The organism is Flavobacterium sp. I-STPP5a (assembly GCF_009764685.1).
In the GTDB taxonomy this organism is placed as follows: domain Bacteria; phylum Bacteroidota; class Bacteroidia; order Flavobacteriales; family Flavobacteriaceae; genus Flavobacterium.
Window position 1 is genome coordinate 1 of the sequence record NZ_VHLM01000014.1, and the last position, 24,920, is coordinate 24,920.

21 protein-coding genes are annotated in these 24,920 nt (G+C 34.6%); 15 read left to right on the top strand and 6 right to left on the bottom strand.

What is annotated here, in order from left to right; translation table 11 throughout:
* From FJV36_RS03535 to FJV36_RS03560, 6 genes are all read left to right on the top strand, one after another.
* The coding region (locus FJV36_RS03535; protein ID WP_158980836.1) for an MBG domain-containing protein at positions 1-3,347 on the top strand (3,347 nt) is incomplete at its 5' end.
* A 165-nt stretch (positions 3,348-3,512) separates the two neighbouring features.
* Positions 3,513-4,346 carry an outer membrane beta-barrel protein gene (locus FJV36_RS03540; protein ID WP_158729336.1) on the top strand — a complete coding sequence of 278 codons (834 nt, stop codon included), beginning with the start codon at positions 3,513-3,515 and terminating at the stop codon, positions 4,344-4,346.
* Positions 4,347-4,944: 598 nt separating this feature from the next.
* The gene (locus FJV36_RS03545; protein WP_158729337.1) at positions 4,945-8,394 is read left to right on the top strand and encodes a T9SS-dependent choice-of-anchor J family protein; all 3,450 of its coding nucleotides are present in this window, start codon (positions 4,945-4,947) and stop codon (positions 8,392-8,394) included.
* A 178-nt stretch (positions 8,395-8,572) separates the two neighbouring features.
* Positions 8,573-9,943, top strand: a complete 1,371-nt coding sequence (gene rmuC / locus FJV36_RS03550) for a DNA recombination protein RmuC (RefSeq protein WP_158729338.1) — start codon at positions 8,573-8,575, stop codon at positions 9,941-9,943.
* Between the two features lie 5 nt (positions 9,944-9,948).
* Positions 9,949-10,314 carry a 6-phosphogluconate dehydrogenase gene (locus tag FJV36_RS03555; RefSeq protein WP_158729339.1) on the top strand — a complete coding sequence of 122 codons (366 nt, stop codon included), beginning with the start codon at positions 9,949-9,951 and terminating at the stop codon, positions 10,312-10,314.
* Complete coding sequence (locus FJV36_RS03560; protein ID WP_158729340.1) at positions 10,315-10,869, top strand: acyl-CoA thioesterase; 555 nt, start codon at positions 10,315-10,317, stop codon at positions 10,867-10,869.
* Between the two features lie 98 nt (positions 10,870-10,967).
* Here the strand turns inward: FJV36_RS03560 and FJV36_RS03565 are convergent, their stop codons facing one another.
* Positions 10,968-11,882, bottom strand: a complete 915-nt coding sequence (locus tag FJV36_RS03565) for a TIGR01777 family oxidoreductase (protein WP_158729341.1) — start codon at positions 11,880-11,882, stop codon at positions 10,968-10,970.
* A 119-nt stretch (positions 11,883-12,001) separates the two neighbouring features.
* Between FJV36_RS03565 and FJV36_RS03570 the strand changes: the two genes are divergently transcribed.
* The 9 genes from FJV36_RS03570 (at position 12,002) to FJV36_RS03610 (ending at position 20,102) form a co-directional block, all read left to right on the top strand.
* Positions 12,002-12,661, top strand: coding sequence for a TetR family transcriptional regulator C-terminal domain-containing protein (locus tag FJV36_RS03570; protein WP_158729342.1), 660 nt, complete (start codon positions 12,002-12,004; stop codon positions 12,659-12,661).
* The gene (locus tag FJV36_RS03575; RefSeq protein WP_158729343.1) at positions 12,661-13,968 is read left to right on the top strand and encodes an AarF/ABC1/UbiB kinase family protein; all 1,308 of its coding nucleotides are present in this window, start codon (positions 12,661-12,663) and stop codon (positions 13,966-13,968) included. The genes FJV36_RS03570 and FJV36_RS03575 overlap by 1 nt, the downstream gene beginning before the upstream one ends.
* Positions 13,968-14,102 carry a DUF2256 domain-containing protein gene (locus FJV36_RS03580; RefSeq protein WP_144888895.1) on the top strand — a complete coding sequence of 45 codons (135 nt, stop codon included), beginning with the start codon at positions 13,968-13,970 and terminating at the stop codon, positions 14,100-14,102. The genes FJV36_RS03575 and FJV36_RS03580 overlap by 1 nt, the downstream gene beginning before the upstream one ends.
* A complete protein-coding gene (locus FJV36_RS03585; protein WP_158729344.1) occupies positions 14,078-15,382 on the top strand; it encodes a DASH family cryptochrome in 1,305 nt (434 codons plus the stop codon). The genes FJV36_RS03580 and FJV36_RS03585 overlap by 25 nt, the downstream gene beginning before the upstream one ends.
* Positions 15,383-15,387: 5 nt before the next feature.
* Positions 15,388-16,875, top strand: coding sequence for a cryptochrome/deoxyribodipyrimidine photo-lyase family protein (locus tag FJV36_RS03590; protein WP_158729345.1), 1,488 nt, complete (start codon positions 15,388-15,390; stop codon positions 16,873-16,875).
* Positions 16,876-16,905: 30 nt separating this feature from the next.
* Complete coding sequence (locus tag FJV36_RS03595) at positions 16,906-17,190, top strand: TIGR03643 family protein (protein ID WP_158729346.1); 285 nt, start codon at positions 16,906-16,908, stop codon at positions 17,188-17,190.
* Positions 17,191-17,239: 49 nt separating this feature from the next.
* Positions 17,240-17,923: an SDR family NAD(P)-dependent oxidoreductase gene (locus tag FJV36_RS03600; protein ID WP_158729347.1), complete on the top strand. Its 684-nt coding sequence runs from the start codon at positions 17,240-17,242 to the stop codon at positions 17,921-17,923.
* A gap of 52 nt (positions 17,924-17,975) precedes the next feature.
* Entirely contained in the window at positions 17,976-18,575 is a 600-nt protein-coding gene (gene folE, locus FJV36_RS03605) for a GTP cyclohydrolase I FolE (RefSeq protein WP_086453577.1), read from the top strand.
* Positions 18,576-18,683: 108 nt separating this feature from the next.
* A complete protein-coding gene (locus FJV36_RS03610) occupies positions 18,684-20,102 on the top strand; it encodes an SDR family oxidoreductase (protein ID WP_158729348.1) in 1,419 nt (472 codons plus the stop codon).
* Positions 20,103-20,165: 63 nt separating this feature from the next.
* On the opposite strand, the gene FJV36_RS03615 is transcribed toward FJV36_RS03610, so the two are convergent.
* From FJV36_RS03615 to FJV36_RS03635, 5 genes are all read right to left on the bottom strand, one after another.
* On the bottom strand, positions 20,166-21,461 hold the full coding sequence (locus FJV36_RS03615; RefSeq protein ID WP_158729349.1) for a deoxyribodipyrimidine photo-lyase: 1,296 nt from the start codon (positions 21,459-21,461) through the stop codon (positions 20,166-20,168).
* Complete coding sequence (locus FJV36_RS03620) at positions 21,461-21,922, bottom strand: SRPBCC family protein (protein ID WP_158729350.1); 462 nt, start codon at positions 21,920-21,922, stop codon at positions 21,461-21,463. The genes FJV36_RS03615 and FJV36_RS03620 overlap by 1 nt, the downstream gene beginning before the upstream one ends.
* Positions 21,923-22,085: 163 nt before the next feature.
* Positions 22,086-22,526, bottom strand: a complete 441-nt coding sequence (locus tag FJV36_RS03625; RefSeq protein WP_144888901.1) for a sterol desaturase family protein — start codon at positions 22,524-22,526, stop codon at positions 22,086-22,088.
* Between the two features lie 45 nt (positions 22,527-22,571).
* Positions 22,572-23,411 (bottom strand): phytoene/squalene synthase family protein, encoded by an 840-nt coding sequence (locus FJV36_RS03630; protein ID WP_158729351.1) that lies wholly within the window; start codon positions 23,409-23,411, stop codon positions 22,572-22,574.
* A 1-nt stretch (position 23,412) separates the two neighbouring features.
* Positions 23,413-24,888, bottom strand: coding sequence for an NAD(P)/FAD-dependent oxidoreductase (locus FJV36_RS03635; protein ID WP_158729352.1), 1,476 nt, complete (start codon positions 24,886-24,888; stop codon positions 23,413-23,415).
* Positions 24,889-24,920 lie beyond the last annotated feature (32 nt).

Consider the following 24,920-nt stretch of genomic DNA (forward strand, 5'->3'; position numbering starts at 1 on the left):
TTACCCCAGCTTCACAAACCAATGTATCTTGTTTTGGTGGATCTAACGGTGCAGCTTCTGTTAATACGCCTACTGGAGGAACTGCTGGATATACGTACAACTGGACTCCTGGAACTCCTACTGGAGACGGAACAACTAGCATTACTGGATTAACTGCTGGAACATGGACTTGTACTGTAACCGATGCCAACAGTTGTACTACTACTCAATCATTCAATGTTACTGGACCTGCAGCAGCTTTAGCTGTTACCCCAGCTTCACAAACCAATGTATCTTGTTTTGGTGGATCTAACGGTGCAGCTTCTGTTAATACGCCTACTGGAGGAACTGCTGGATATACGTACAACTGGACTCCTGGAACTCCTACTGGAGATGGAACAACTAGCATTACTGGATTAACTGCTGGAACATGGACTTGTATTGTAACCGATGCCAACAGTTGTACTACTACTCAATCATTCAATGTTACTGGACCTGCAGCAGCTTTAGCTGTTACCCCAGCATCACAAACCAATGTATCTTGTTTTGGTGGATCTAACGGTGCAGCTTCTGTTAATACGCCTACTGGAGGAACAGCTGGTTATACGTACAACTGGACACCTGGAACACCAACTGGTGACGGAACTACTTCTGTGACTGGATTAACTGCTGGAACATGGACTTGTACTGTAACCGATGCCAACAGTTGTACTACTACTCAATCATTCAATGTTACCGGACCTGCGGCGGTTTTAGCTGTTACAGCCGCTTCACAAACCAACGTATCTTGCTTTGGCGGATCTAACGGTGCGGCTTCTGTTAATACGCCTACTGGTGGAGCTGGTGGATATACCTACAATTGGACTCCAGGCAACCCAACAGGTGATGGAACCACGTCTGTTACAGGCTTAACATCTGGAACTTGGACCTGTGCTGTGACGGATGCTAATGGTTGTACCACAGAGCAAAGTTTTACTATTACACAGCCAACTGCTCTTGTGGCAACTGCTGCTGCACAAACGAACGTATCTTGCAATGGAGGTTCTAACGGATCTGCAACTGTAAACGTATCAGGAGGAACAAGTGGATACTCGTATGCATGGGCTCCGTCTGGAGGGACAGCTGCTACTGCAACTGGATTAAGTGCTGGCACATATACAGTAACAGTTACAGATGCTAATGGTTGTTCAACGACTCAAGGTTTTACCATTACACAGCCAACAACAATTGATTTCACAACAACTGTTTTATCTGGGTATGATTACAATACTGGATATAGTCAGAGTATTGTAGCTTCAGGAGGAACAGGTACTAAAACGTATGCAGTTATAGCGGGAAGTTTGCCTTCTGGTTTTTCACTATCAACAGCTGGACAGGTAACAGGTATTTCAACTCAAATTGCTGATAGTAATTTTACCGTTAGTACTACTGATGCTAATAATTGTACTGCTACATTTAATTATGTATTGAAATTAAACCAAATCCCAGTTACTGTAACTGCAACACCTTCTCAAACTAAAGTATATGGTGAAAGTGATCCTGTTTTAACATATACAGTGTCACCAAGTTTGCTTTCTGGAGATTCTTTTACAGGATCTTTAACAAGAGTTAATGGTGAAAATATTGATAATTATGCCATTAATCTAGGTTCGCTTTCAGCTGGGTCTAAATATTTAATTACTTATGCTGGTGCTAACTTTACTATTACCGCAAAACCAATTACAGTAACGGCAACTGCATCACAAACAAAAGTTTATGGGGAAATAGATCCTGTTATTGCTTATACCGTTTCACCAAATTTAGTTGGTAGTGATTCTTTTACAGGAGCTTTAACAAGAGTTGCTGGAGAAAATACAGGAACTTATGGCATTAACCAAGGAAGTTTGAGTGCGGGATCTAATTATACCATTAGTTATGCAGGTACTAATTTTACTATTACTGCAAAACCAATTACCGTAACAGCAACTACATCACAAACGAAAGTTTACGGAACAACAGATCCTTCTTTTGCGTACACACTTTCACCAAGTCTAGTAGGTAGTGATGCCTTTACAGGAACTTTAACAAGAACCGCAGGAGAGAACATTGGGAACTATGCTATTACACAAGGAAATTTAAGTGCAGGTTCCAATTATGATATTTCGTATGTAAGTAAAGATTTTAGTATCACAGCCAAACCTATTACAGTTACGGCAGATGCTTCACAAACTAAAGTATATGGAACTGCAAACCCAGTTTACTCTTATACTGTTTCGCCAAGTTTAGTAAGTGGCAATTCTTTCACGGGAGCTTTAACGAGAGCCGCTGGAGAAAATATTGGAAACTATGCTATCACACAAGGTAACTTAAGTGCAGGAGCTAATTATAACATTACTTATGTAAGCAAAGACTTTACTATTACGGCAAAACCGATCACAGTAACTGCAAATGCTTCACAAACCAAAGTATATGGTACAACGAATCCGGTTTACTCTTACACTGTTTCACCAAATTTAGTTAGTGGCGACTCTTTCACTGGAGCGTTAACAAGAACTGCTGGAGAGAATGTGGGAACGTACACCATTGCACAAGGTACCTTAAGCGCCGGTGGAAATTACACCATTACGTATAACGGTTCTAATTTCACTATTACGAAAGCAGATCAGGTAATTACATGGAATCAGACTTTAGGATTTGGTTGTAATGGAGAAACTAGTATCGTTTTGACTGCTGTTTCAAATAGTGGTTTAGCAGTAAATTATGCTTCTTCTAACGCAAACATTGCTTCTGTTTCTAATAATTCATTATTTTTCCAAAATTATGGTTCTGCAACTATTACAGCATCGCAAGCAGGAAACATGAATTACAACGCAGCTCCGGCAGTTATTTTACCAGTAGTAGCTAGTCAGCCCAACCTAATCAGAAAACAATTTGAAAATATTATATTCTTTGACAACAGTTCGAAGAATTTCAAATCGTACAGCTGGTATAAAAATGGGATTTTAGTTCCAGGACAAACTTCACAGTATTTTAAAGAAAATAGTGCTTTGAATGGAACTTATTACGCAGTAGCAACAAAACTGGACGGAACATTAATTACAAGCTGTCCGTTAACTCTCTCTCCAACAATAGAAGAAGAATACATGAGAATTGTTCCAAACCCTGTTAGAAGCAATACGACTTTCCAATTAATGACTAATATTAGTGCAAGTAGAATACAGAATGCACGTGTTGAGGTTTTTAACTTAACAGGGAACTTGTTAACTACTTTAAATACAAGTCAAAACAATATTGACATGATAGCTCCGATTGTTGAGGGAATTTATATTGTAAAAATAACCTTAGCAAATGGTACCTATTTTACTAAAAATCTTTTAGTAAGAAAATAAAATAATTTACAGAATATGACATCCTCATTTTTAATGAATGGGGATGGATTATTCTAATTTAAAAAACAAGTATAAAATCGCCATTATCAACAAGTTTGCGTGAGCAATAACCAATAAATTAAAGGCGATGAAATATAGAAACGCTAAAAAATAAATTTTATATCTATGAAATTCAATATTAAAAACATAATAGGAACTATAGCTTTCTTAATTTCACAAGGTATAGCTGCACAGTTTTATGTAGGCATACAATCGGGAATCGGAAATATTCAGAGTGACATTACTGGTATACAAACCGGTAATCGCCTTGGTGGAGCTATAAAGGCAGGTTATATTTATTCTTTAAATAGTCATTTTGGAATTGGTACCGGGTTAGAGTTCTCGCAATACAAGCAAGAAGTTTCTTTTTCTAGGCCTACCGCAACGCTTTCAAATTTTGAAGTTGATGCTTCCACCTCGGCATTTGTATATAACATGACTACAAACAATTATAGAGAAAAACAAACTTTACAGGCTGTGCAAATTCCTCTTTTTGTGCAGTATAAAAAAAACATAAATACTGGTATTGACTTTAATTTTAGAGCTGGTGCTAAATATTTTTTACCTGTAAACTATGAAATTGATGCAACTGCCGATTATGCAAATGGTACTGCTTATTATCCTGATGTCAACCTTACTATTGGTGATTTACCAGAATATGGTTTTGGTAAACAAAATAATTATTCCGCATCAGGAGAATATAAAACAAAAGGAATTATAATGAGTTCTTTCGAGTTAGGATTTACATTTGATATGGGAAAAAAGAGTTCATTATATGCAGCCATGTTTCTGGAAAATGGATATGGTACAATTTTAGACCAAAACAAGAATGAATCTTATATTGGTTACAGCCCAACATCTTCAGCTGATAGGAAAGCTAATGGCTTGTATAGTACTAATAAAGATGCTGAAATAAAACCGGTAGCTTTTGGTGTAACACTAGGATGGAATTTTAAATAATCTCATTTTGAAAATAATACAAAAGGTCTTGACTCAAAATCAAGGCTTTTTTTTTGCAAAAAACATCTTTTCAAAGTGGTTAAAATGTAATTAAAATTTGCAGAGGGTATTACCATCACTTCGGCCTCTATTCATGTGAGATTTCTTAGTATTAATAATTTTGAAGAGACCCCTGAAGTGGAAATTACCCAAATCCAAGTCAAAGAATTATTACCTTTATATCGGCTATGAATTCTGAATTTCAAGTAATCAATCTTTCTGATCAAGTACTAAAAACTTTTTAAACAGATGCTGGTGTCAACAATATAATTGAATTGCAAAACTTGAGTATTACCATTTATTTTATAAAACAAATTAGTATTCTTAAAGCAAAAACACACCGAATTATAATTAAAAAAAAACTCTATTTTCAATTTAAGTTGTTTAAGAAAATCTTGAACAGCTTTTTTTATTATAAGGAAACCTCACTAATTGAAAAAGATCTGATACTTTTAATAACTTTCTAAATACTCCAAAATTTAATTAAAAACCTGTAACATATAATATTGGCTTAACTTTGGGAATTGTAAATTTGCAGGCTAATTACAATTGTAACCCAATGAAACACAATTACACATGGAACCATATTATGGTTTTATTTATTTTTTTTATGGGCTTCACGCCAAATCTTGAAGCACAAGTAACCCAACCTACACCTCAAGACTTACCTTTTACTCAAAACTTCTCTACACTTGATGCCACATCAACTACCTATTCAGCAGGATTTCAGGGGTGGAAAACAGCTACAGCTCCATCAGGAAGCAGTTTACCCGGAGGTACAACGGCATACCTTACTACTGGTGTTTTACTTGCAGATCAACAGTTAGTATCAAGTAGTAGTGCTAGCAACTCTTCTGGCAGTACTCATAACTATAATGGAAAGATTGGTATATTAAACACTGGTAGTAATGACTTTGCCATTGGTTTAGCTATCAACACAGCTGGCAAATCAGGCATTGAAGTGCAATACAATGCTATGACAATTCGTAATCCGTATAGTGTTCCCCCATCCACGACAAATACAAGGATCAATGAAATGTCCTTACAATATAGAGTAGGCACGACTGCCGATTTTATAACAGTGCCAAATAGTGCTTATCAAAATAACTCCACAACACAAATTACTACTGGAGTAACTACACCACAAAATCCGCAACTTATAAAGGTCATTCTCCCTGATGTATGCAATAACCAAGCTTTAGTTCAAATCAGGTGGATTTCAAGACAAGTTTCAGGAGGAGGTGCCCGTCCATCTTTTGCAATTGATGACATTAGCATTCAATATGACAACATCCCTCCGGTATACACCACTGGATTCCCAAAAATAAGTGCTATTCTGGCAACAGGTTTTGATTTTGTAACTAAAATCAATGAACCTGGTAAAACTTTTTATGTAGTTCTTCCTGCTGGTAGTGCTACACCTAGTATAGCGCAAATAAAAGCTGGAACAGACGCTACCAATACTGCTGCTACAAAAGCTGGATTTATAAATATTATTGATGCAGCGACTGAATATACACAAAGTATAACCGGTTTATCTAGTGGTACATCCTATGAGTTATATGCCATTTCAGAAGACAAATATGTCAACGCACAAGCAAATAGTACGATATTAAATGCAACAACATCTACAGTGGCTGTGCCTTCAATAACAATAACTGAAAGCAATTTGAATTTTGGTTTGTTTGACCAAAACACAAGCAGTACACCATTGCATTATGAGCTACAAGCTCAAAATCTTAGTAATGATGTAACTCTTTCGATAACTGGAAATTTCTTAATTTCAAAAACAGAAACCGGTACTTATCAAAATAATTTAAGCTATACCGTAACTGAGTTTGATAATGGGGCTGCGCCAAAAGTCTTTGTAAAATTCACACCAACAGCTACAGGAACGCTAACAGGAACCATTACACATCAAACAACTGGTGGATCTAATAAAACAGTTTCGTTATCAGGGATTGGAATCAATCCTTATTCCCAAGATTTTAATGATCCAAATGTATTTACCAATAGCGGATGGACTTCCTATAGCGTAGCCGGCGATAAGGTGAAATGGAGCAGTACAACAACTCGCTTTAACAGTTCTCCTGCAGCAGTAGAAATAAATGGTTTTACAGAAAATGGAGCAAGTAAAGATTGGTTGATTTCGCCAGCCATGCGTTTAAATACATTTGATAAGTTCCCATTATTATCTTTTTATAGTCGAAAATTCTTTGCGGGAACCACTTTAAAACTAATGGTATCTACCAATTATGATGGAAAAAGCAATCCTGAAACTGCGACTTGGACTCCATTAAATGGTGATTTTCCAACGACAACAGGAACTTTCAAACAGTCGCAATTTATCAATCTAGAGGCCTATAAATCCAACGCAACTTATGTGGCATGGGTTTATGAAACAGCATTTAATGGCACCGGAGAAAGCGCTGAGTGGACTATTGACGATGTGAAAATTACAAATGAAACTGCGTTTGTTTCTGCACTACCCTCTCTAAATTTTGGCGCAGTATCGCAAAACACGGTATCAGAAAGTAAATCATTTAACTTTATGGCCGGCGGTTACGGTGCCATTACATTGACCGCTCCAGTATTTTATCAGTTAAGTATAGATAACACCAACTTTCAAAGTACAACAGCTCTAACTGCTGAACAAGCACTTGCCGGGACTACAATTTACGCTCGATTTGCACCTACAACAAAAGAATTGAATAGCGCTGGAGTATTACAAATAAATGGTACAGGATTGAATACCCAATCAGGAATGTTAATTGGATCATCTTATCCTAAAGACGAAACTTTTGATATTGTAACTTACAATTTGGAATTTTTTGGAACGGATATAAAAGACGATAAAGGAACTGAATTTGGTCCAACAAATGATATCCTTCAAATAGATAATGTTGCAAAAGTAATGAACACAATGAACGCTGATGTTTACGCAGTTCAAGAAGTGTCAGATGATGCCGCATTAGAAACTTTGATCCAAAAAATAAGCATCAACGGGAAAACTTTTGCAAAATCAGTTTCTCCTGTATGGTCTCGTTCCTATCAAGCACCAGATCCTAACTTTCCTCCACAAAAACTGGTAGTACTATATAATACACAAACTACAACCGTAAAGAAATCTCGTGTCATGTTTAGCAAACTTTACGACGAAGTACGTGCTGGAACTAAAACGTTACCTAACTACCCAAGTACAGGTGATAGCTTTTATTCTTCAGGTCGTTTGCCGTATATGGTTGAAATAGAGACAAACATCAACGGAATTAAAAAAGATCTTACCATTATCAATCTTCATGCTCGTGCAAACAGCGGTAGCGATATTGCTAGATACAACATGCGTAAGTATGATGTAGAATTGTTAAAAGACAGTCTTGATGTAAATTATCCTGATGCAAATATTATTCTTCTTGGCGATTACAATGATGATGTTGACCAATCTGTAATTGCAGGAAATCCATCTTCTTATCAAAAATTAGTAGAAGACACCGCAAGATATAATACACTAACATTAGATATTAGTAAAGCTGGTGCATTTAGTTATTTGTCATCTGGAGGATTTTTAGATCATATTTTAGTATCTAATGAACTCAGTGATGAGTATGTTACAAATTCTACCGTAGTATATGATCCTAGAAATGATGTTACTAATTATGTTAATACAACTTCAGATCACGGTCCTGTGATAGCTCGTTTTGAATTAAAAGCTGATCCTGTATTAAGTCTAAATGATGTTTTACCAACGAATAAAACAATCATAAAAATGTATCCAAACCCAGTATCTGATATATTAAACGTTTCATTAGATTCATTTGAAAATGAAAACGTGAAACTTCAACTTTATGATGTTTTAGGAAGAGCCATTGGAATGCCAATACAATTGAGTCCAAAATCAACTAGAGATAATTCCTCTATTGATGTATCTCAATTACCTACAGGTATTTACATCTACTCGCTTTCGGTTGGGAATAAAATTATTCAAACTGATAAAATCATAAAAAAATAATCTAAAGTAGACCCATAGAAAAAGCCAGATTTCATGTATTTGAAATCTGGCTTTTTTGTTACAATGAAACTAAAAACAAGTTAATACAATTGCGAATTATTTTGAAACAGTTATTTGATTTTGTATCTAAATAGCTAGAAAGTTTTTCTTAATTTTACAGTCTTACAAAAGAAATTTTATGTCAACTTTACTTCCTTTTTTAATTATTTTTTTGGTTGCATTAGGTCTCGGAATTTTTCTGGGAAAACTCATTTTTTCTGCTCGATTTCAGTCTGAAAAAATTGGATTAGAAGAAAAACTAATTACATACACCAGCCAATTCAATCAACTTAAGGAGCAAGTTCAAGTAGACAAAGTAACTTTTGAAAAACAACTGGAGAGCGCCACAATTGCTAAAGAAGCAATTCGGAATGAAAAAGACAGTTTAGCGATTCAACTTTCAAAAAAAGAAGTAGATTTTGAAAATCTTTGGGAACGAAATAAAGAACAAAAAGACGAAGTAGAAAAACTACAAGAAAAATTTACCAAGGAATTTGAGAACCTTGCCAATAAAATATTAGACGAAAAATCGAATAAATTTACGGAGCAAAACAAAGAAAACATGAAAAACATCTTGTCTCCGCTACAAGATAAAATTCAGTTATTCGAAAAGAAAGTAGAAGATACACATAAAGAAAGTATTGATTATCATGCAGCTTTACGCCAACAAATTCTGGGCTTACGCGAAATGAATATTCAAATGAGCAAAGAAACCATCAACCTTACCAAAGCATTAAAAGGCGATAGCAAAATGCAAGGAAATTGGGGCGAATTAGTTTTAGAACGCGTTCTAGAAAAGTCAGGCTTAGAGAAAGGTCGTGAGTATGAAGTACAACAAGCCTTTACCACCGAAGATGGAAACCGCGTTTTTCCTGATGTTGTAATTAATTTGCCCGACGGTAAAAAAATGATTGTCGACTCTAAAGTGTCCCTTACGGCTTACGAAAAGTACATAAATGAAGAGGATGATGCAGTAAAATCTGGATTTTTACGCGAGCATGTCAATTCTATTAAACGTCATGTGGAGCAACTAGGAAACAAAAATTATCATGACCTATACCAAATGGAAAGTCCTGATTTTGTTCTGCTTTTTATCCCCATAGAGCCAGCCTTTGCAATGGCGCTTAATGAAGATACTACGCTATACAACAAAGCATTCGAAAAAAACATAGTCATTGTCACTCCAGCCACTTTATTAGCTACTTTACGAACTATTGATAGTATGTGGACCAACCAAAAACAACAAGAAAATGCACTTGAAATTGCGAGACAAGCTGGTGCACTTTATGATAAATTTGAAGGTTTTGTTGCCGATTTAATAAAAATTGGTAAAAAAATAGACGAAAGTAAAACTGAATATTCAGGTGCTATGAACAAGCTAGTTGATGGAAAAGGTAACTTAATTGTCAGCGTCGAAAAATTAAAGAAAATGGGAGCCAAAGCTAAAAAAGCACTTCCAGAAAGCATAATAAACAGAGCCGAAAAAAACGATAATCAATTACTAAACTAAATAAAATGAGAAAATTTTTAATGATAACTTTAGCGGTTATACTACTAGGTCTTGTATCCTATTTTACTTTTTTATACACAGCAACATATAGTGAAGGTGTACGATCTGGTGAATTAATTAAAGTTAGTAATAAAGGAGTGGTTTTTAAAACTTGGGAAGGAGAAATCAGTCAAGGTATTTCTGGAGCGCAAATTTTCACCTTTTCTGTATTAGATAGTAATGACAAGGTTATAACTGACTTACAAGAGTTTGAAGGACAATATGTTCAAGTAAATTATGTAGAACGTTACCGTACTTTTCCGTGGTGGGGAGACACGCGCTATTTTATTACTGAGGTTAAAAAAGTCAACTCGCCATTTAAAATAAAATAAATGGATCAGACTTTTAAAACTGTTGCTTCCTCAAACATAACTATTTCTGAACTCATGTTACCATCGCATACCAATTTTAGTGGTAAAATACATGGTGGTTATATATTGTCGCTTTTAGATCAAATTGCTTTTGCTTGCGCCTCAAAATTTTCAGGAAATTATTGCGTAACTGCATCAGTTGACACCGTCAATTTCTTAAAACCCATTGAAGTTGGTGAACTAGTGACCATGAAAGCTAGTGTAAATTACGTGGGTAAAAGTTCTATGATTGTAGGCATCAGAGTAGAAGCAGAAAACATTCAAACCGGAAAAATAAAACACTGCAATTCTTCTTATTTTACTATGGTTGCTAAAAATAGTACAGGGGAAAGCGTGACCGTTCCAGGCCTTATTTTGTCAAACCAAAATGATTTGAGACGCTATTTTAATTGCGTCAAGCAAATTGCCTTAAAAAAAGAAAAAGATTTACACGAAGAAGTTTTTGATCATAATTCTCCAGCAGCCATTGCTAGCCTTGATGGCCACAATGTAAAACTCAATATAAAACTTCACTGATAAGCTTCTTAAAAAAAAGATCAATCAGAATTTCAACAATGAAACTATCTTAAATAGGGAGTAAAATATTTAAACAAAAAAAATGTTAACTGATTATCTTATTTTGTTAAACAATTCCTTAAAGCGCCCTCAAGATTTTTAAATTGAAATTGAAAACCAGTTTGCTCTATTTTTTCAGATGAAACTCTCCTGCCGGTAAGTACTATTTTAGACATTTCGCCCATAACAAGTTCAAGAACAAACGTGGGTACATTGGGCAACCAAATAGAATATCCGTAAACACAGGCAAGTGTTTTTGAAAAAACAGTATTTGTAGTATTATCCTGGATAGCTGCATTGTAGGCTCCGTTCATGGCTTCATTTTGCATGGCATGAAAATACATCTCACACAAATCATCTACATGAATCCAAGGCATATACTGTTTTCCTGTTCCAAGTGCAGATCCTAACCTCAACTTAAAAACCGTGGCAAGCTTGTTCAAGACACCATCGTTTTTTCCTAATACGAGTCCGGTTCTTATTTTTACCGTTCTTATATTTCTATTTTCAATAAAATCTATCGCATCTTCCCATTTTTGACAGGTATAACCCAAAAAATCATTTGCAGGATTCATGGTTTCTTTGCAAATCTCCTCTCCATTAATAGCACCGTAAATACCAACTGCAGAGGCCGATATAAATGCGTCAAGCTTTTTATTGTGTTTCTTGATCGTAGTGTATAATAATAAAGTAGATTGTTCCCTACTTTCAATTATGGCAGCTTTACGTTTTGCAGTCCATCTTTTCTCAGCGATGTTCTCTCCAGCAAGGTGTATGATAAAATCTGCTCGCAGTACTGCTTGTTCATCAATGGTTTGATTTTCAACGTCCCACTTATAATAAAAAACCTTTTCAAGGTTAGGTCTTAAAGTCCTCGTCAAAATAGAAACTGTAAACCCTTTAGATAAAAGCAAACTTGTCAATTGTTTTCCTATAAAACCTGTTCCGCCACTTAATAATACGTTCTTTTTCATAATAGTGTAAAGCTAATGTTTTTTTGAAGATATAAAATTATAATAAATTTTGTTTAACTTTATTAATATATAGTTAAACATTCACTACCTTTATACCTTAATTTGAAATACACACTAAAATGGCTACTAAGAAAACAGCAATTACAAAAGATAAAATAGTTTCATTGTATATGGATTATGTACTAGAACACAGTGAAAAACCTAAGTCCGTATATACTTTTAGCAAATCAAATGATTTTACCGAGACTGATTTTTATGCCTACTTTGGGACAATTGAAAGTATCGAAAAAGAAATTTTCAAAATGTTTATAGAAAAAACAGTCGAACTTCTGCATAAAAACAAAGAATACGAAATGTATGATATGAAAACTAAAATGCTTAGTTTCTATTTTACTTTTTTTGAGATACTTACTGCTAATAGGAGTTATGTAATTTTAGTTTTAAAAGAACATAATGACCAACTTAAAAAAGTAATGCAACTCTCTGGATTGAGAAACAGCTTTAAAAATTTCTTAACAGAAATTATCGCTGATGATTTTAGAACTCAACAAGAGCGTTTGCAGAACTTTCAAGAAAAAGCTTTTCAAGAAACGTCTTGGATACAACTTTTATTAACCTTAAAGTTCTGGCTTGATGATGCTAGTCCAGCATTTGAAAAAACAGATATCTATATTGAAAAGTCCGTCAAAGTGACTTTTGAGTTAATGAATATTGCTCCAATAGACAGTTTAATCGATTTTGGAAAATTTATTTTCAAAGAAAAAATATACAACAAGTAATGAAAACAATAGACTATATCCCCACCTCAAAAATTGAGCGGGCAACAAAACTGGTACAAACAGGAGCAAAAGTTGGTGTAAACTACCTAAAATATTATGGTGGTAAAATGGTCAACTCTGATATGACTCGTGATCAATTGAATGAAGATAATGCCGAGGATATTTATGATGGACTTAAAAGCCTAAAAGGAAGTGCACTTAAAGTAGCCCAAATGTTAAGCATGGATAAAAGTTTTTTACCACAAGCTTATGTTGAAAAATTCTCATTATCTCAGTTTTCAGTTCCGCCATTATCTGCTCCATTGGTTTTAAAGACATTCAAAACTAATTTTGGTAAAACACCTTATGAAATATTTGATGAATTTAATGCTAACTCTGTAAATGCAGCTAGCATAGGACAAGTACACGTTGCGGTTAAAGACGGTAAAAAATTAGCGGTAAAAATTCAGTATCCTGGTGTGGCCAATAGTATATCATCTGATTTGTCTATGGTAAAACCTATAGCTATACGAATGTTTAACCTGCAAGGGAAAGATTCTGATAAATATTTCAAAGAAGTAGAAGATAAATTGATTGAGGAAACTAATTATTTATTGGAACTAAAACAAAGCCAAGAAGTAGTTGAGGCCTGTCAAAAAATTGAAAATTTAGTTTTCCCTAGCTATTATCCTGAGTTTTCATCAGAGAAAATCATAACCATGGATTGGATGACCGGAAAACACTTATCTGAGTTCACAAAAATAAACTCAGATCAAGTAGCAGCTGACAAAATAGGTCAAGCTTTATGGGATTTTTACATGTACCAAATTCATATTCTGAAAAAAGTACACGCAGATCCACATCCAGGAAACTTCTTGGTAGATGAAAACAACAATCTTGTAGCGCTCGATTTTGGATGCATGAAAAAAATTCCTACGGAATTCTACATCCCTTATTTTGAGCTTATTGATAAAAAAGTAATCAACGACCCTACGATATTTAATGCTAAATTATTTGAACTTGAGATTCTAAGAACCGATGATACCGCTGAGGAAATCGCTTATTTTACAACCATGTTTCATGATTTGTTATCCTTATTCACTCAGCCATTTCAAGCATCAACATTTGATTTTTCTGATGTAACATTTTTTGACAATATAGCTGCATTAGGCGAGCGTTTTTCTAAGGATACTAACTTGAGAAAGATGAATGGAAACAGAGGTTCAAAACATTTTATATACATGAATAGAACTTTTTTCGGGTTGTACAATTTAATGTTTGACTTAAAGGCTACAGTAGTTGTCAATGAGTTTGAAAAATACAAATAGTGAAAAAAGAGCATTTACCCTCAAAGATGTGTCTAGTTTGTAATAGGCCCTTCAACTGGCGGAAAAAATGGGAAAAGGTTTGGGAAGACGTAAAATATTGTAGTGAAAAATGCAGAAGAAACAAAAAGGTTTAGTTTGGTTTAGAAATGATTTAAGAGTTCAGGATAATGAATCACTTAAGAATGCCATTGATACTAATGAGACAGTTGTTGCTGTATATTTTTTTGACCCAAGACAGTTTGAAGAAACGCAATTTGGATTTAAAAAAACAGAAAAATTTAGAGCCAAATTTTTAATTGAATCTGTGGTTGCTTTACGCAAAAATCTAGAAAAACTAGACATTTCATTATTAGTTTACCAACAAAAACCTGAAGATGTAATTCCAGATTTAGTTCAAAAAAAAGAAATTAATTCCCTTTACTTTCAAGAAGAATGGACTAGTGAGGAAAAGCAAGTAGAACTAAATATTAGAGAAAAAACAGAGGCTTCAGTAGAATTTAGAACTTCTTACAACCAATTTTTATTTCATCCTGATAGCATTCCGTTTGATATTGAATCGATACCCAATGTTTTTACACAATTTAGAAATAAATGCGAAAAATCAGCTCGGATAAAATCTTTATTCGTTCCAAAAGCAAAATCAAAAGAAAACTTGGTGCCAAATGACACTAAGATTCCTACTCTACAAGACTTGGGATTAGAAGATTTTGAATTAGATTCAAGAACTGCTTTTCCGTTTTATGGCGGTGAAGATGCAGCTTTGTCTAGATTACAAAGCTATTTTTGGGATAGCGAAAAGTTAAGTGTGTACAAACTCACTCGCAATGGATTGATAGGCGCCGATTTTAGTTCGAAATTTTCACCTTGGTTGGCCAATGGTTCTATTTCGGCTAAAACCATTTATTGGGAAATTCAACAATATGAAAAAGAGGTGGAGAAAAATGAGTCTACATACTGGTTAATTTTTGAGTTGATTTGGAGGGATTATTTCAAATACATTTCATTAAAAAACGGGAATTCTATATTTAAACTTGGTGGGATTTTAAACCGAGATTATGAATGGAAAAATAATAAATATGCAATTACTAAATGGATAAATGGTACTACCGAAGAGTCATTTGTAAATGCAAATATGATTGAACTAAAAGAAACGGGCTGGATGAGTAATAGAGGCCGACAGAATGTTGGGTCTTATTTTGCCAAGGAACTATGTTTGGATTGGCGTATTGGAGCTGCCTATTTTGAATCGCTACTACTTGATTACGATGTCCACAGCAATTATGGTAACTGGATGTATGTTTCTGGAGTGGGTAACGATCCTAGAGATCGAAAGTTCAACATCAAGTTACAAGCATCAAATTATGACGGACAATCCAAGTTTCAAAATTTATGGTTGCAAAACAAACTATTCTAATATAAATGAATACCAATAAAAAAAATATCAATGTAGTCTGGTTGAAAAGAGACCTTCGTTTGCAAGATAACGAAGCTATTTTCAATGCAACAAAAACGGAAATACCTACTTTGTTGTTATATGTATTTGAAAAATCATTAGAAAATGATACGCATTACAGTACAAGACATTGGAATTTTATTAAACAATCTATAGTAGATTTAAACAAGCAATTAGAAAAATCTAACACAAAAATATTAGCAGTTTCGTCAGAGGTGATTCAAGTATTCAATTTTCTTGAAGAAAATTATAAAATAATAACTGTCTATTCACACCAAGAAACAGGAATTAAAATAACCTATGAACGAGATAAAACCTTCAAGAGATATTGTAAAAACAACTTTATTCAATGGGAAGAAAATATCAATAATGGTATTTTTAGAGCTTTAAAGAATCGTTCCAACTGGGTACAAGACTGGGAACAGTACATGAATTCACCTTTATATCATTTTGATTTTGATCCTGACAAATACATATCTGCAGAGGAAATTAACGAAATAGAAAAAACATTAGAAAAACAAAATCTAGAAACCGTACCAGATACCATTTTTCAAAAAGGAGGTACCACAATGGGGCGTAAATATCTAGAAACATTTTTTAATGAAAGGTATTTTAATTACGGTTCACATATTTCCAAACCATTATTGGCAAGAAAAAGCTGTAGTAGGTTATCCCCTTATATTGCATGGGGAAATTTATCAACACGTGAAGTATTGCAAAAAGCTGCTACTTTTAGATTACAATGTAGTGAACCTAAACAAATAGACTCGTTTGTATCACGATTAACATGGCAAGCTCATTTTATTCAAAAGTTTGAAATGGAGGAAATTATGGAGTTTGAGAGTGTAAATAAAGGTTTTCATTCTTTGCAAAAAAAGGTGAATTTGAACTATATAGAAGCGTGGAAAACGGGTAACACTGGATTCCCACTTATTGATGCATGTATGAGGTGTTTAAATGAAACTGGTTATTTAAATTTTAGAATGCGCGCCATGTTGGTTTCGTTTTTTACACATAATTTATGGCAACCTTGGCAAGAAGCTACGCATCATTTATCACAAATGTTTTTAGACTTTGAACCGGGGATTCATTTTCCGCAATTGCAAATGCAAGCAGGAGAAACAGGTATCAACATGCTACGCATTTACAACCCAATAAAAAACAGTTATGAACACGATCCCGAGGGAGAGTTTATAAGAAAATGGGTTCCTGAATTGCAAAACATTCCGCGTAGCTTTATCCATGAGCCATATAAAATGACATATCTTGACCAAAAGTTTAATGATTTTGAAGTTGGTGTTGATTATCCAAAACCAATCGTAAACATGGAGAGAACTAGAAAATTTGCAAGTGATTTTTTATGGAAGATGAAAAAAAATCCGCTTGTAAAAGAAGAAAGTTCTCGCATTCTAAAATTGCATACTATGGCCGATATAGGCGAAAGTGAATCCTAGACTAAAAGATATTAACAAAAATATTCTATCGTGACTGAAAAAAAAGAACTTACTGATTTAGAAAAAGACCGAGTTATAGAAATGGCTTGGGAAGACCGAACTACGTTTGACGCTATTTTATTGCAATTTGGACTCAAAGAACAAGAAGTAATTAACTTGATGCGCACCGAAATGAAACCCTCAAGTTTTAAAATGTGGCGTGAAAGAGTGCAAGGAAGAAAAACGAAGCATGAAAAACTAAGAGATTTTAGAGAAGGACGATTTAAATGCACCATGCAAAGACAAATCAACAACAATAAGATTTCAAAACGATAATTTACATACAACTACAAAAATATATTTTAATAACTGATTGATATTACACATGAAAAACATAGTAATCATTGGGGGAAGCAAAGGTATTGGTAGTGCTATACTATTACAACAATTAGAAAGCAATATCATATACAACATAAGTAGAAACAAACCTGAAATAACCCACCCCAACTTGAGACACTTTTCAATAAATGTTCTACAAGATACTTTGCCTGATATAGAAAACGTAGATACTTTAATCTATTGTCCTGGTTCTATAAATTTAAAACCAATAGGAAGTTTAAGTATTGACGATTTTAGAAATGATTTTGAAATAAACGTAATAGGGGCAGTAAAAGCTATTCAAAAATACTTACCCGCTTTACGAAAAGGAACTAATCCGTCGATTGTTTTATTCAGTACGGTTGCTGTAAAACTAGGAATGCCGTTCCATGCGAGTATTGCAACGGCCAAAGCAGGTATTGAAGGCCTTGTGAAATCATTAGGAGCTGAATTAGCATCTGTGATTAGAATCAATGCTATTGCGCCTACAATTACCGAAACGACGTTAGCAGCTGGAATATTAAGAAACGATCGTTTGAAAGAAAATATGGTAGAACGCCACCCCATGAAAGGATATTTAAAACCTGAAGAAGTTGCGAATATGGCTAACTTCCTGATTTCTGAAAATGCAAAATCCATATCAGGCCAGATATTCGAAATGGATTACGGCATCGTATCTTTTAAAATCTAAAAATAATTCACCCAAAATAAAAATTGAAACCCAGAATAGAATGATCAAAGAAATGAAAAGTTACGAAAAAATTGAACAGTACGATACCGAAATAACAAACGCATTGGCGGATAATTATAAAGTAATAATCGAAAATTTAGGTGAGGATGTGACTCGCGAAGGTCTAGAAAAAACACCTGAACGCGTTGCAAAAGCAATGCAATATTTAACACATGGGTACGGCTTAGATCCTTTAGAAATTCTAAAATCTGCTATGTTTACTGAAGATCACCAGCAAATGATTGTTGTAAAAGATATTGAAGTATACTCTATGTGTGAGCACCACATGCTTCCGTTTTTTGGAAAAGCGCATGTTGCTTATATTCCAAACGGTAAAATTGTAGGTTTGAGTAAAATACCTAGAGTTGTTGATGCGTTTGCTAGAAGAATGCAAGTACAAGAACGATTGACGGACCAAATTAAAAACTGTATTCAAGAGGCCTTAAATCCGCTAGGAGTTGCCGTAGTGATTGAAGCACAACATATGTGTATGCAAATGCGTGGAATTCAAAAACAAAATTCTGTAACAACTACTTCTTCTTTTACAGGTGCTTTTGAAAAAGACAAAACTAGAAAAGAGTTTATCAGTTTGGTATCTAATAAACTAAGTTAATTGTATCTTTATATAAAAATTACAGTTCTACCATAAATTCACAAAAGGAAATTACAAGATTTAAATATTGCGTAGTTTCCTTTTTTTGTTAACCTAATTTATAAAGCCATGAAAATTCTCTTAACTGGTGCCACAGGATACATAGGAAAAAGACTTTTACCCTTATTAGTAGAACAAGGTCATGAAGTAATATGTTGTGTACGAGATAAGAATAGGTTTTATTGCCCTATTGAATTTCAAAGTAAAATTACAGTAATTGAAGTTGATTTTTTAGACGAACTCTCGGTTCAAAATATTCCTAATGCCATAGATGTAGCGTATTATTTGATACACTCCATGTCAGGATCTGCAACAAACTATGACGAATTAGAAAGTTTATCAGCAAGAAACTTTGTTTCTAAGTTAAACCAAACTAGCGTGCAGCAAGTGATTTACTTAAGTGGTATTGTAAACGACCAAGCCTTGTCAAAACACCTTTCTTCCCGAAAAAAAGTAGAAGATATTTTGACCACCGGAACATTTGCTACCACTACCCTACGGGCTGGAATTATAGTAGGATCTGGTAGCGCCTCATTTGATATCATCAGGGATTTAGTCAATAAACTACCTGTAATGATCACTCCAAAATGGCTCAATACAAGATGTCAACCCATAGCTATCACAGATGTGTTGGATATTTTAATGCGATCCTTATTGAATCCAAAAACGTTTGATCAAAGTTTTGATATTGGTGGACCAGATATTCTAACGTATAAAGAGATGCTTTTAGGTTTTGCTGCAGCCAAAAATTTAAAAAGATGGATTTTCACAGTACCCGTAATGACTCCTAAGCTTTCCTCCTATTGGTTATATTTTGTAACTTCTACATCCTACAGATTGGCATCGGCACTGGTGAGTAGTATGAAAGTGGAAGTGGTGTGCAATGACAATAGAATTAATGACATCGTGCAAGTAAAACCTATGACGTACCAACAGGCATTAAAACGAGCTTTGATAAAGGTGGACGAAGATAAAGTAGCTTCCAGCTGGAAAGATTCTATGATTAGCGGGCGTTTCAACACCAATCTTTCTAATTATTTAAAAGTCCCCAAGAAAGACTGCTTTATTGATCGTAGAAAAATGGAAATCATTGACCGAGAATTTACCATAAGTAGAATTTGGTCCATAGGAGGCGAAACAGGTTGGTATTATGGAGATTGGCTCTGGGATTTACGAGGTTTTATTGATAAACTATATGGTGGTGTAGGTTCCAGACGTGGACGAACCAACAGACATGACATACATGCTGGTGATGCTCTTGATTTTTGGAGGGTTTTGTATGCCAATAAAAAAGAGGGAAAACTAATCTTATTTGCCGAAATGAAACTTCCAGGTGAAGCTTGGCTCGAGTTTAAAATAATTGGAAATACCTTATATCAATCGGCAACATTTAGACCTGATGGAATATGGGGTAAATTGTATTGGTACAGCGTTGTTCCTTTTCATGGATTTATATTCAAAGGAATGCTTCAAAAATTAATTTACTAATTCTGTCAAAAATCAAAAACAATACGCGCTTAAAAACTTCAAACACGTATTGTAAAATGTAAACTATTTTAAAATTCCTGCTTTGTAAGTAGCAATAGCTCTATCTCTAGCCATAGCGTGCTCTACCATAGATTTTCCGTATCCTAAATCAAATTCTTTAATCCATTTTCTAATGTAAGCTCCTTCCTCATCAAACTTTTTTTGTTGAATATCTGGATTAAAAACTCTAAAATATGGCGCTGCATCACAACCAGTTCCAGCGGCCCATTGCCAGTTGCCTACATTTGCAGACATGTCGTAATCTAATAATTTTTGTGCAAAATAGGCTTCGCCCCATTGCCATTCAATTAATAAATGTTTGCATAAAAAACTAGCCACAACCATACGAACTCTATTGTGCATGTAGCCGGTCTCATTAAGCTGACGCATCCCTGCATCAACCATAGGATAACCTGTTTTTCCTTCGCACCAACGCTTAAAATCGGCTTCGTCATTGCGCCATTCAATACCGTCATACGCTGACTTGAAATTACGATTGACAACTTTTGGGAAACTGTAAAGAATTTGCATAAAGAATTCTCTCCAAATCAATTCACTTAAAAAAACATCATTTTTATGAAAAGCCCAATTGACTAATTTGCGCACACTAACAGTCCCAAAACGCAAATGAGGAGACAAATAAGAGGTTTTATCCATAGCCGGAAAATCTCTTGTATCCTGATAATTTGATATAAACTTGAGATTATGCGGCTTAACAGTGATAGCGCTTTTTTCAAAACCAATTTCGGCCAAAGAAGGCATTGCATAGGTATTCTTATGAAAATTAGAATACAATGATTCCGTATCATACTCCACAACGGGCGCCATCGTTTTGTATTTTTCTAACCATTTATTTTTAAACGGTGTATATACGGTATAAGGCAACCCATCAGCTTTTGTGATTTCTTTTTCTTCGAAAATTACTTGGTCTTTAAAAGCTTGTGCTTTTACGTTACTTTGTTCAAGCAACTCACAAATGGCGGCATCACGCTCTAGTGCATACGGCTCATAATCTTTGTTATAAAAAACATTTTGAATATCGTATTCTTCTAATAGCGATTTCCAAACGACATGAGTTTGTCCTTTTTTTACAAGAAGTGAACTCCCTATTTGCGCTAATGCATCCTGAATGGTACTTAATGATTGATGTATAAAGTTGACCCTTGCATCATTAACTGGCAGTTTATCCAGAATAGCTTCATCAAAAATAAACAAAGGAATTACAACATCGCTTGACTGTAAGGCCTGAAATAAGCCTGCGTTATCGTCTAGTCTTAAATCCCGTCTAAACCAAAAGAGAGATACTTGTTGCTTGCTCATTATTTTGAATTAAAAATTTCATCAACCTTTGTTACACGGTATTCAAAAATTGATTTTAATTTATTTTTCACTACTAATGCGTTCATGATGCGACCTAAAATGCCTAATGGCAAGCCATAATGCACCACATCAGTCATTTTTGTTCCTGTTGGGGTTTCCTCAAAAAAATGTTTGTGGTGCCAAAAGCTGTAAGGTCCAAAACGCTGCTCGTCTATGAAATAGCTATTTTCTTTAACTTGAGTTATGAGGGTCATCCAAGATAATGTAATACCAAAAAGTGGTGTTACTCTATATTGTATAACTTGTCCGGCATACATTGATTTTTGATCAAAATCAGTGATTTGAAAACCCATTCCTTCGGGTGTAATTTTTTGAAGGTTTTTTGGGTTCGAAAAAAAAGTCCAACATTCAGCAACAGATGCATTGACATGCTGAACGGTTTCTTGTTTGTATATTTTCATAATGGCTTTGTAAAAGAAATTGGTTTTTTTGTGCGCGTGAGGGATAGTAGTGGAGCTCTTTTTTTGGGTTGACTTTTTTTGTCAAGCCAAAAAAAAGCGGGAACGGATATCCCGACCCCGCTGTAACGCTAGTGGAAGCGAGGTCACGCCCCAACGATTTTTATTAGATTTTGTAGTATTTGAAGGGTACAAAAAGCATCCCGAAACACTCTCCGTGTTCTTTACCTAAATGCTTGTGGTGTACTTTGTGTGCTTTGCGCAAACCTATTAAATACTTATTGTTTGTGTGTTTGAACCACTTAAAACGCTGATGAATAAGGACATCATGTATTAAAAAATAACACAAACCATAAAACATAATCCCTAGACCTATGAAAAATCTATAATTCAATCCGCCTTCAACTCCGTAATAAAAAAGAGCAATGCTTGGCGCTGCAAAAATCACAAAAAAGATGTCGTTTCTCTCAAAGATGTTTGCGTATTTTGGCTGATGATGATCTGCATGAAAATACCACATGGAACCGTGCATTACATACTTATGGGTACACCAAGTAATCCCCTCCATGGTTAAAAAAGTACCAAGAAAAATCAAAAAAAATATCATTTTATTATGTATTTAAGTGTAACAATTTTTTATTAATGCTGAAAATTATACTAGTTTTAATTTATAAGACACAAAAGATTTGGCTAGTAAACCTGCTTTGGTGTAGTTAGAAACCCTAATACGAGCGCTACCAATTTCGTGATACGGCGTATTTTCAAGTTTTTTTAATAATTTTTTGTAGTAAACAAATGCGGTGTAAACACCAAACTTAGCTTCGATTGGCAATTTCACAATCCCTTCGTAAGCCACTCTGAAATCTTCTTCAATTTCAGTAATGATGGCTGTTTTTGCCTTTTCGTCAAATGAATTTAGGTCTACTCCTGGAAAATAATTTCGGTTCAATACCAAATTATCATCTTTTAAGTCCCGTAAGAAATTCACTTTTTGGAAAGCCGATCCTAATCGCATGGCTTCATCCTTGAGTTGATCATAACGCTCGTTATCTCCGGCTACAAACACTTTGAGGCACATGAGGCCTACTACATCTGCTGATCCGTATATGTAAGCATCATATTCTTCTTTACTATCATAATCAGATTTGATTAAGTCCAATTTCATGCTACGTAAAAAGGCCTGAATTAAATCGTCAGTAATATTATATTGCTTTACGGTTTGTTGAAATGAATTCAAGATGGGATTCAGACTTATACCCCGATCAAAGGCTTTATAGTATTCGTCTTCAAACTCTGTGATTAAACTTTCCTTGTCAAAACCATGAAAGGTATCTACAATTTCATCTGCAAAACGCACAAAACCATAAATGCTATAAATGGCGTCCCTAATGCTTGGTGACAACATGTACACCGCTAGTGAGAACGAGGTGCTATAATTTTTGGTAACTAACTTGCTACATTTGAAAGATACATCGTCAAATAATTGCTTCATACTATTGATCTGAAAATTGCTTATTAATTAATTCCGACACTAATTTTCCAGAAATTAATGCGGGCGGAACACCTGGTCCAGGAACGGTCAACTGGCCTGTAAAATATAAATTTTTAACCTTTTTACTTTTTAACTTTGGTCTCAAAAACGCTGTTTGCAAGAGTGTATTTGCCATTCCATAGGCATTACCTTTATATGAATTATACTCTGAAACAAAATCATTTTTACAAAAAGACTCTTTAAAAATAATACTTTCTCTAACATTTTGCTGTGTTAAAGTTTCAAAACGCTTGATAATTATTTCAAAATATTCCTCTCTTAAAGCTTCAGTATCATTTATCCCTGGTGCTAAAGGTACAAGAAAAAATCCAGATTCCATACCTTCAGGCGCAGCAGTCTGATCTGTTACCGATGGGAAATTTGCATAAAACAAAGGCTCTTTAGGCCATTGAGGTTCATCATAAATATCCTTGGCATGCTGATAAAAATCAACATCAAAAAATAAAGCATGATGCGATATGTTATCTAATTTTTTGTTAAAGCCTACATAAAATAATAATGATGATGGGGCAAAAACTCTACTGTCCCAATATTTTTCTGAATACCCTCGGTATTTTTGATCTAATAATGTCTCTGTGTGGTGGTAATCAGCACCACTCAAAATTAAATCAGATGCTATGCGCTCTCCGTTTATTTGAAGTGCAACTGCGGTTCCGTTTTCAACTATTATTTTGTCAACTCCCGCATTGGTTACAAATTGTACTCCTTGTTCTTTTGCAAGATTTACCATGGCTCTCACCACATCAAACATTCCAGTTTTTGGGTGCCAAGTTCCCAATCCGAAATCAGCAAAATTCATAAAACTGTAAAAAGAAGGCGTATCTGATGGTTTTGCACCGAGGAATAAAACAGGAAACTCTAAAATCTGGATTAGCCTTTCGTTTTTAAATTTCTTGCGTACATCTCTACTTATGTTACTAAAAAATTCACCTACTTTTAATGCCGTTTCGGTAGTGATTAACTCTAGAGCAGAAACTCCTGGACGATATACTAAATCTTTAATAGCGATATCATAGTTGCTTTTGGCGCGAGCCATAAATTTCTGCAACTGTTCTCCGCTTCCCTTTTCGATGGAATCAAAAGTGGCAACAATTTCATCTAAATTATCAGCAATAGTAATGAAATCATTGATTCCGTAGTATACCCTATATGCTGGTGCTAGTTTTATTAACTCATAATAATCAGTAGTTTTTTTGCCAAAATCAGCAAAAAATCGCTCAAATACATCAGGCATCCAGTACCAACTTGGCCCCATGTCAAATGTAAAACCGTCTATTTTAAGTTGTCTGGCTCTACCCCCTAATGAATCATTTTTTTCATAAACGGTAACATTATGACCACTTTGTGCTAAATAGGAAGATGCAGCCAAAGCCGAGAAACCTGATCCTATTATTGTTATTTTTTTTATATCTTTCATTTGTCTAGCAAATATAATAATTGTTTGAACAA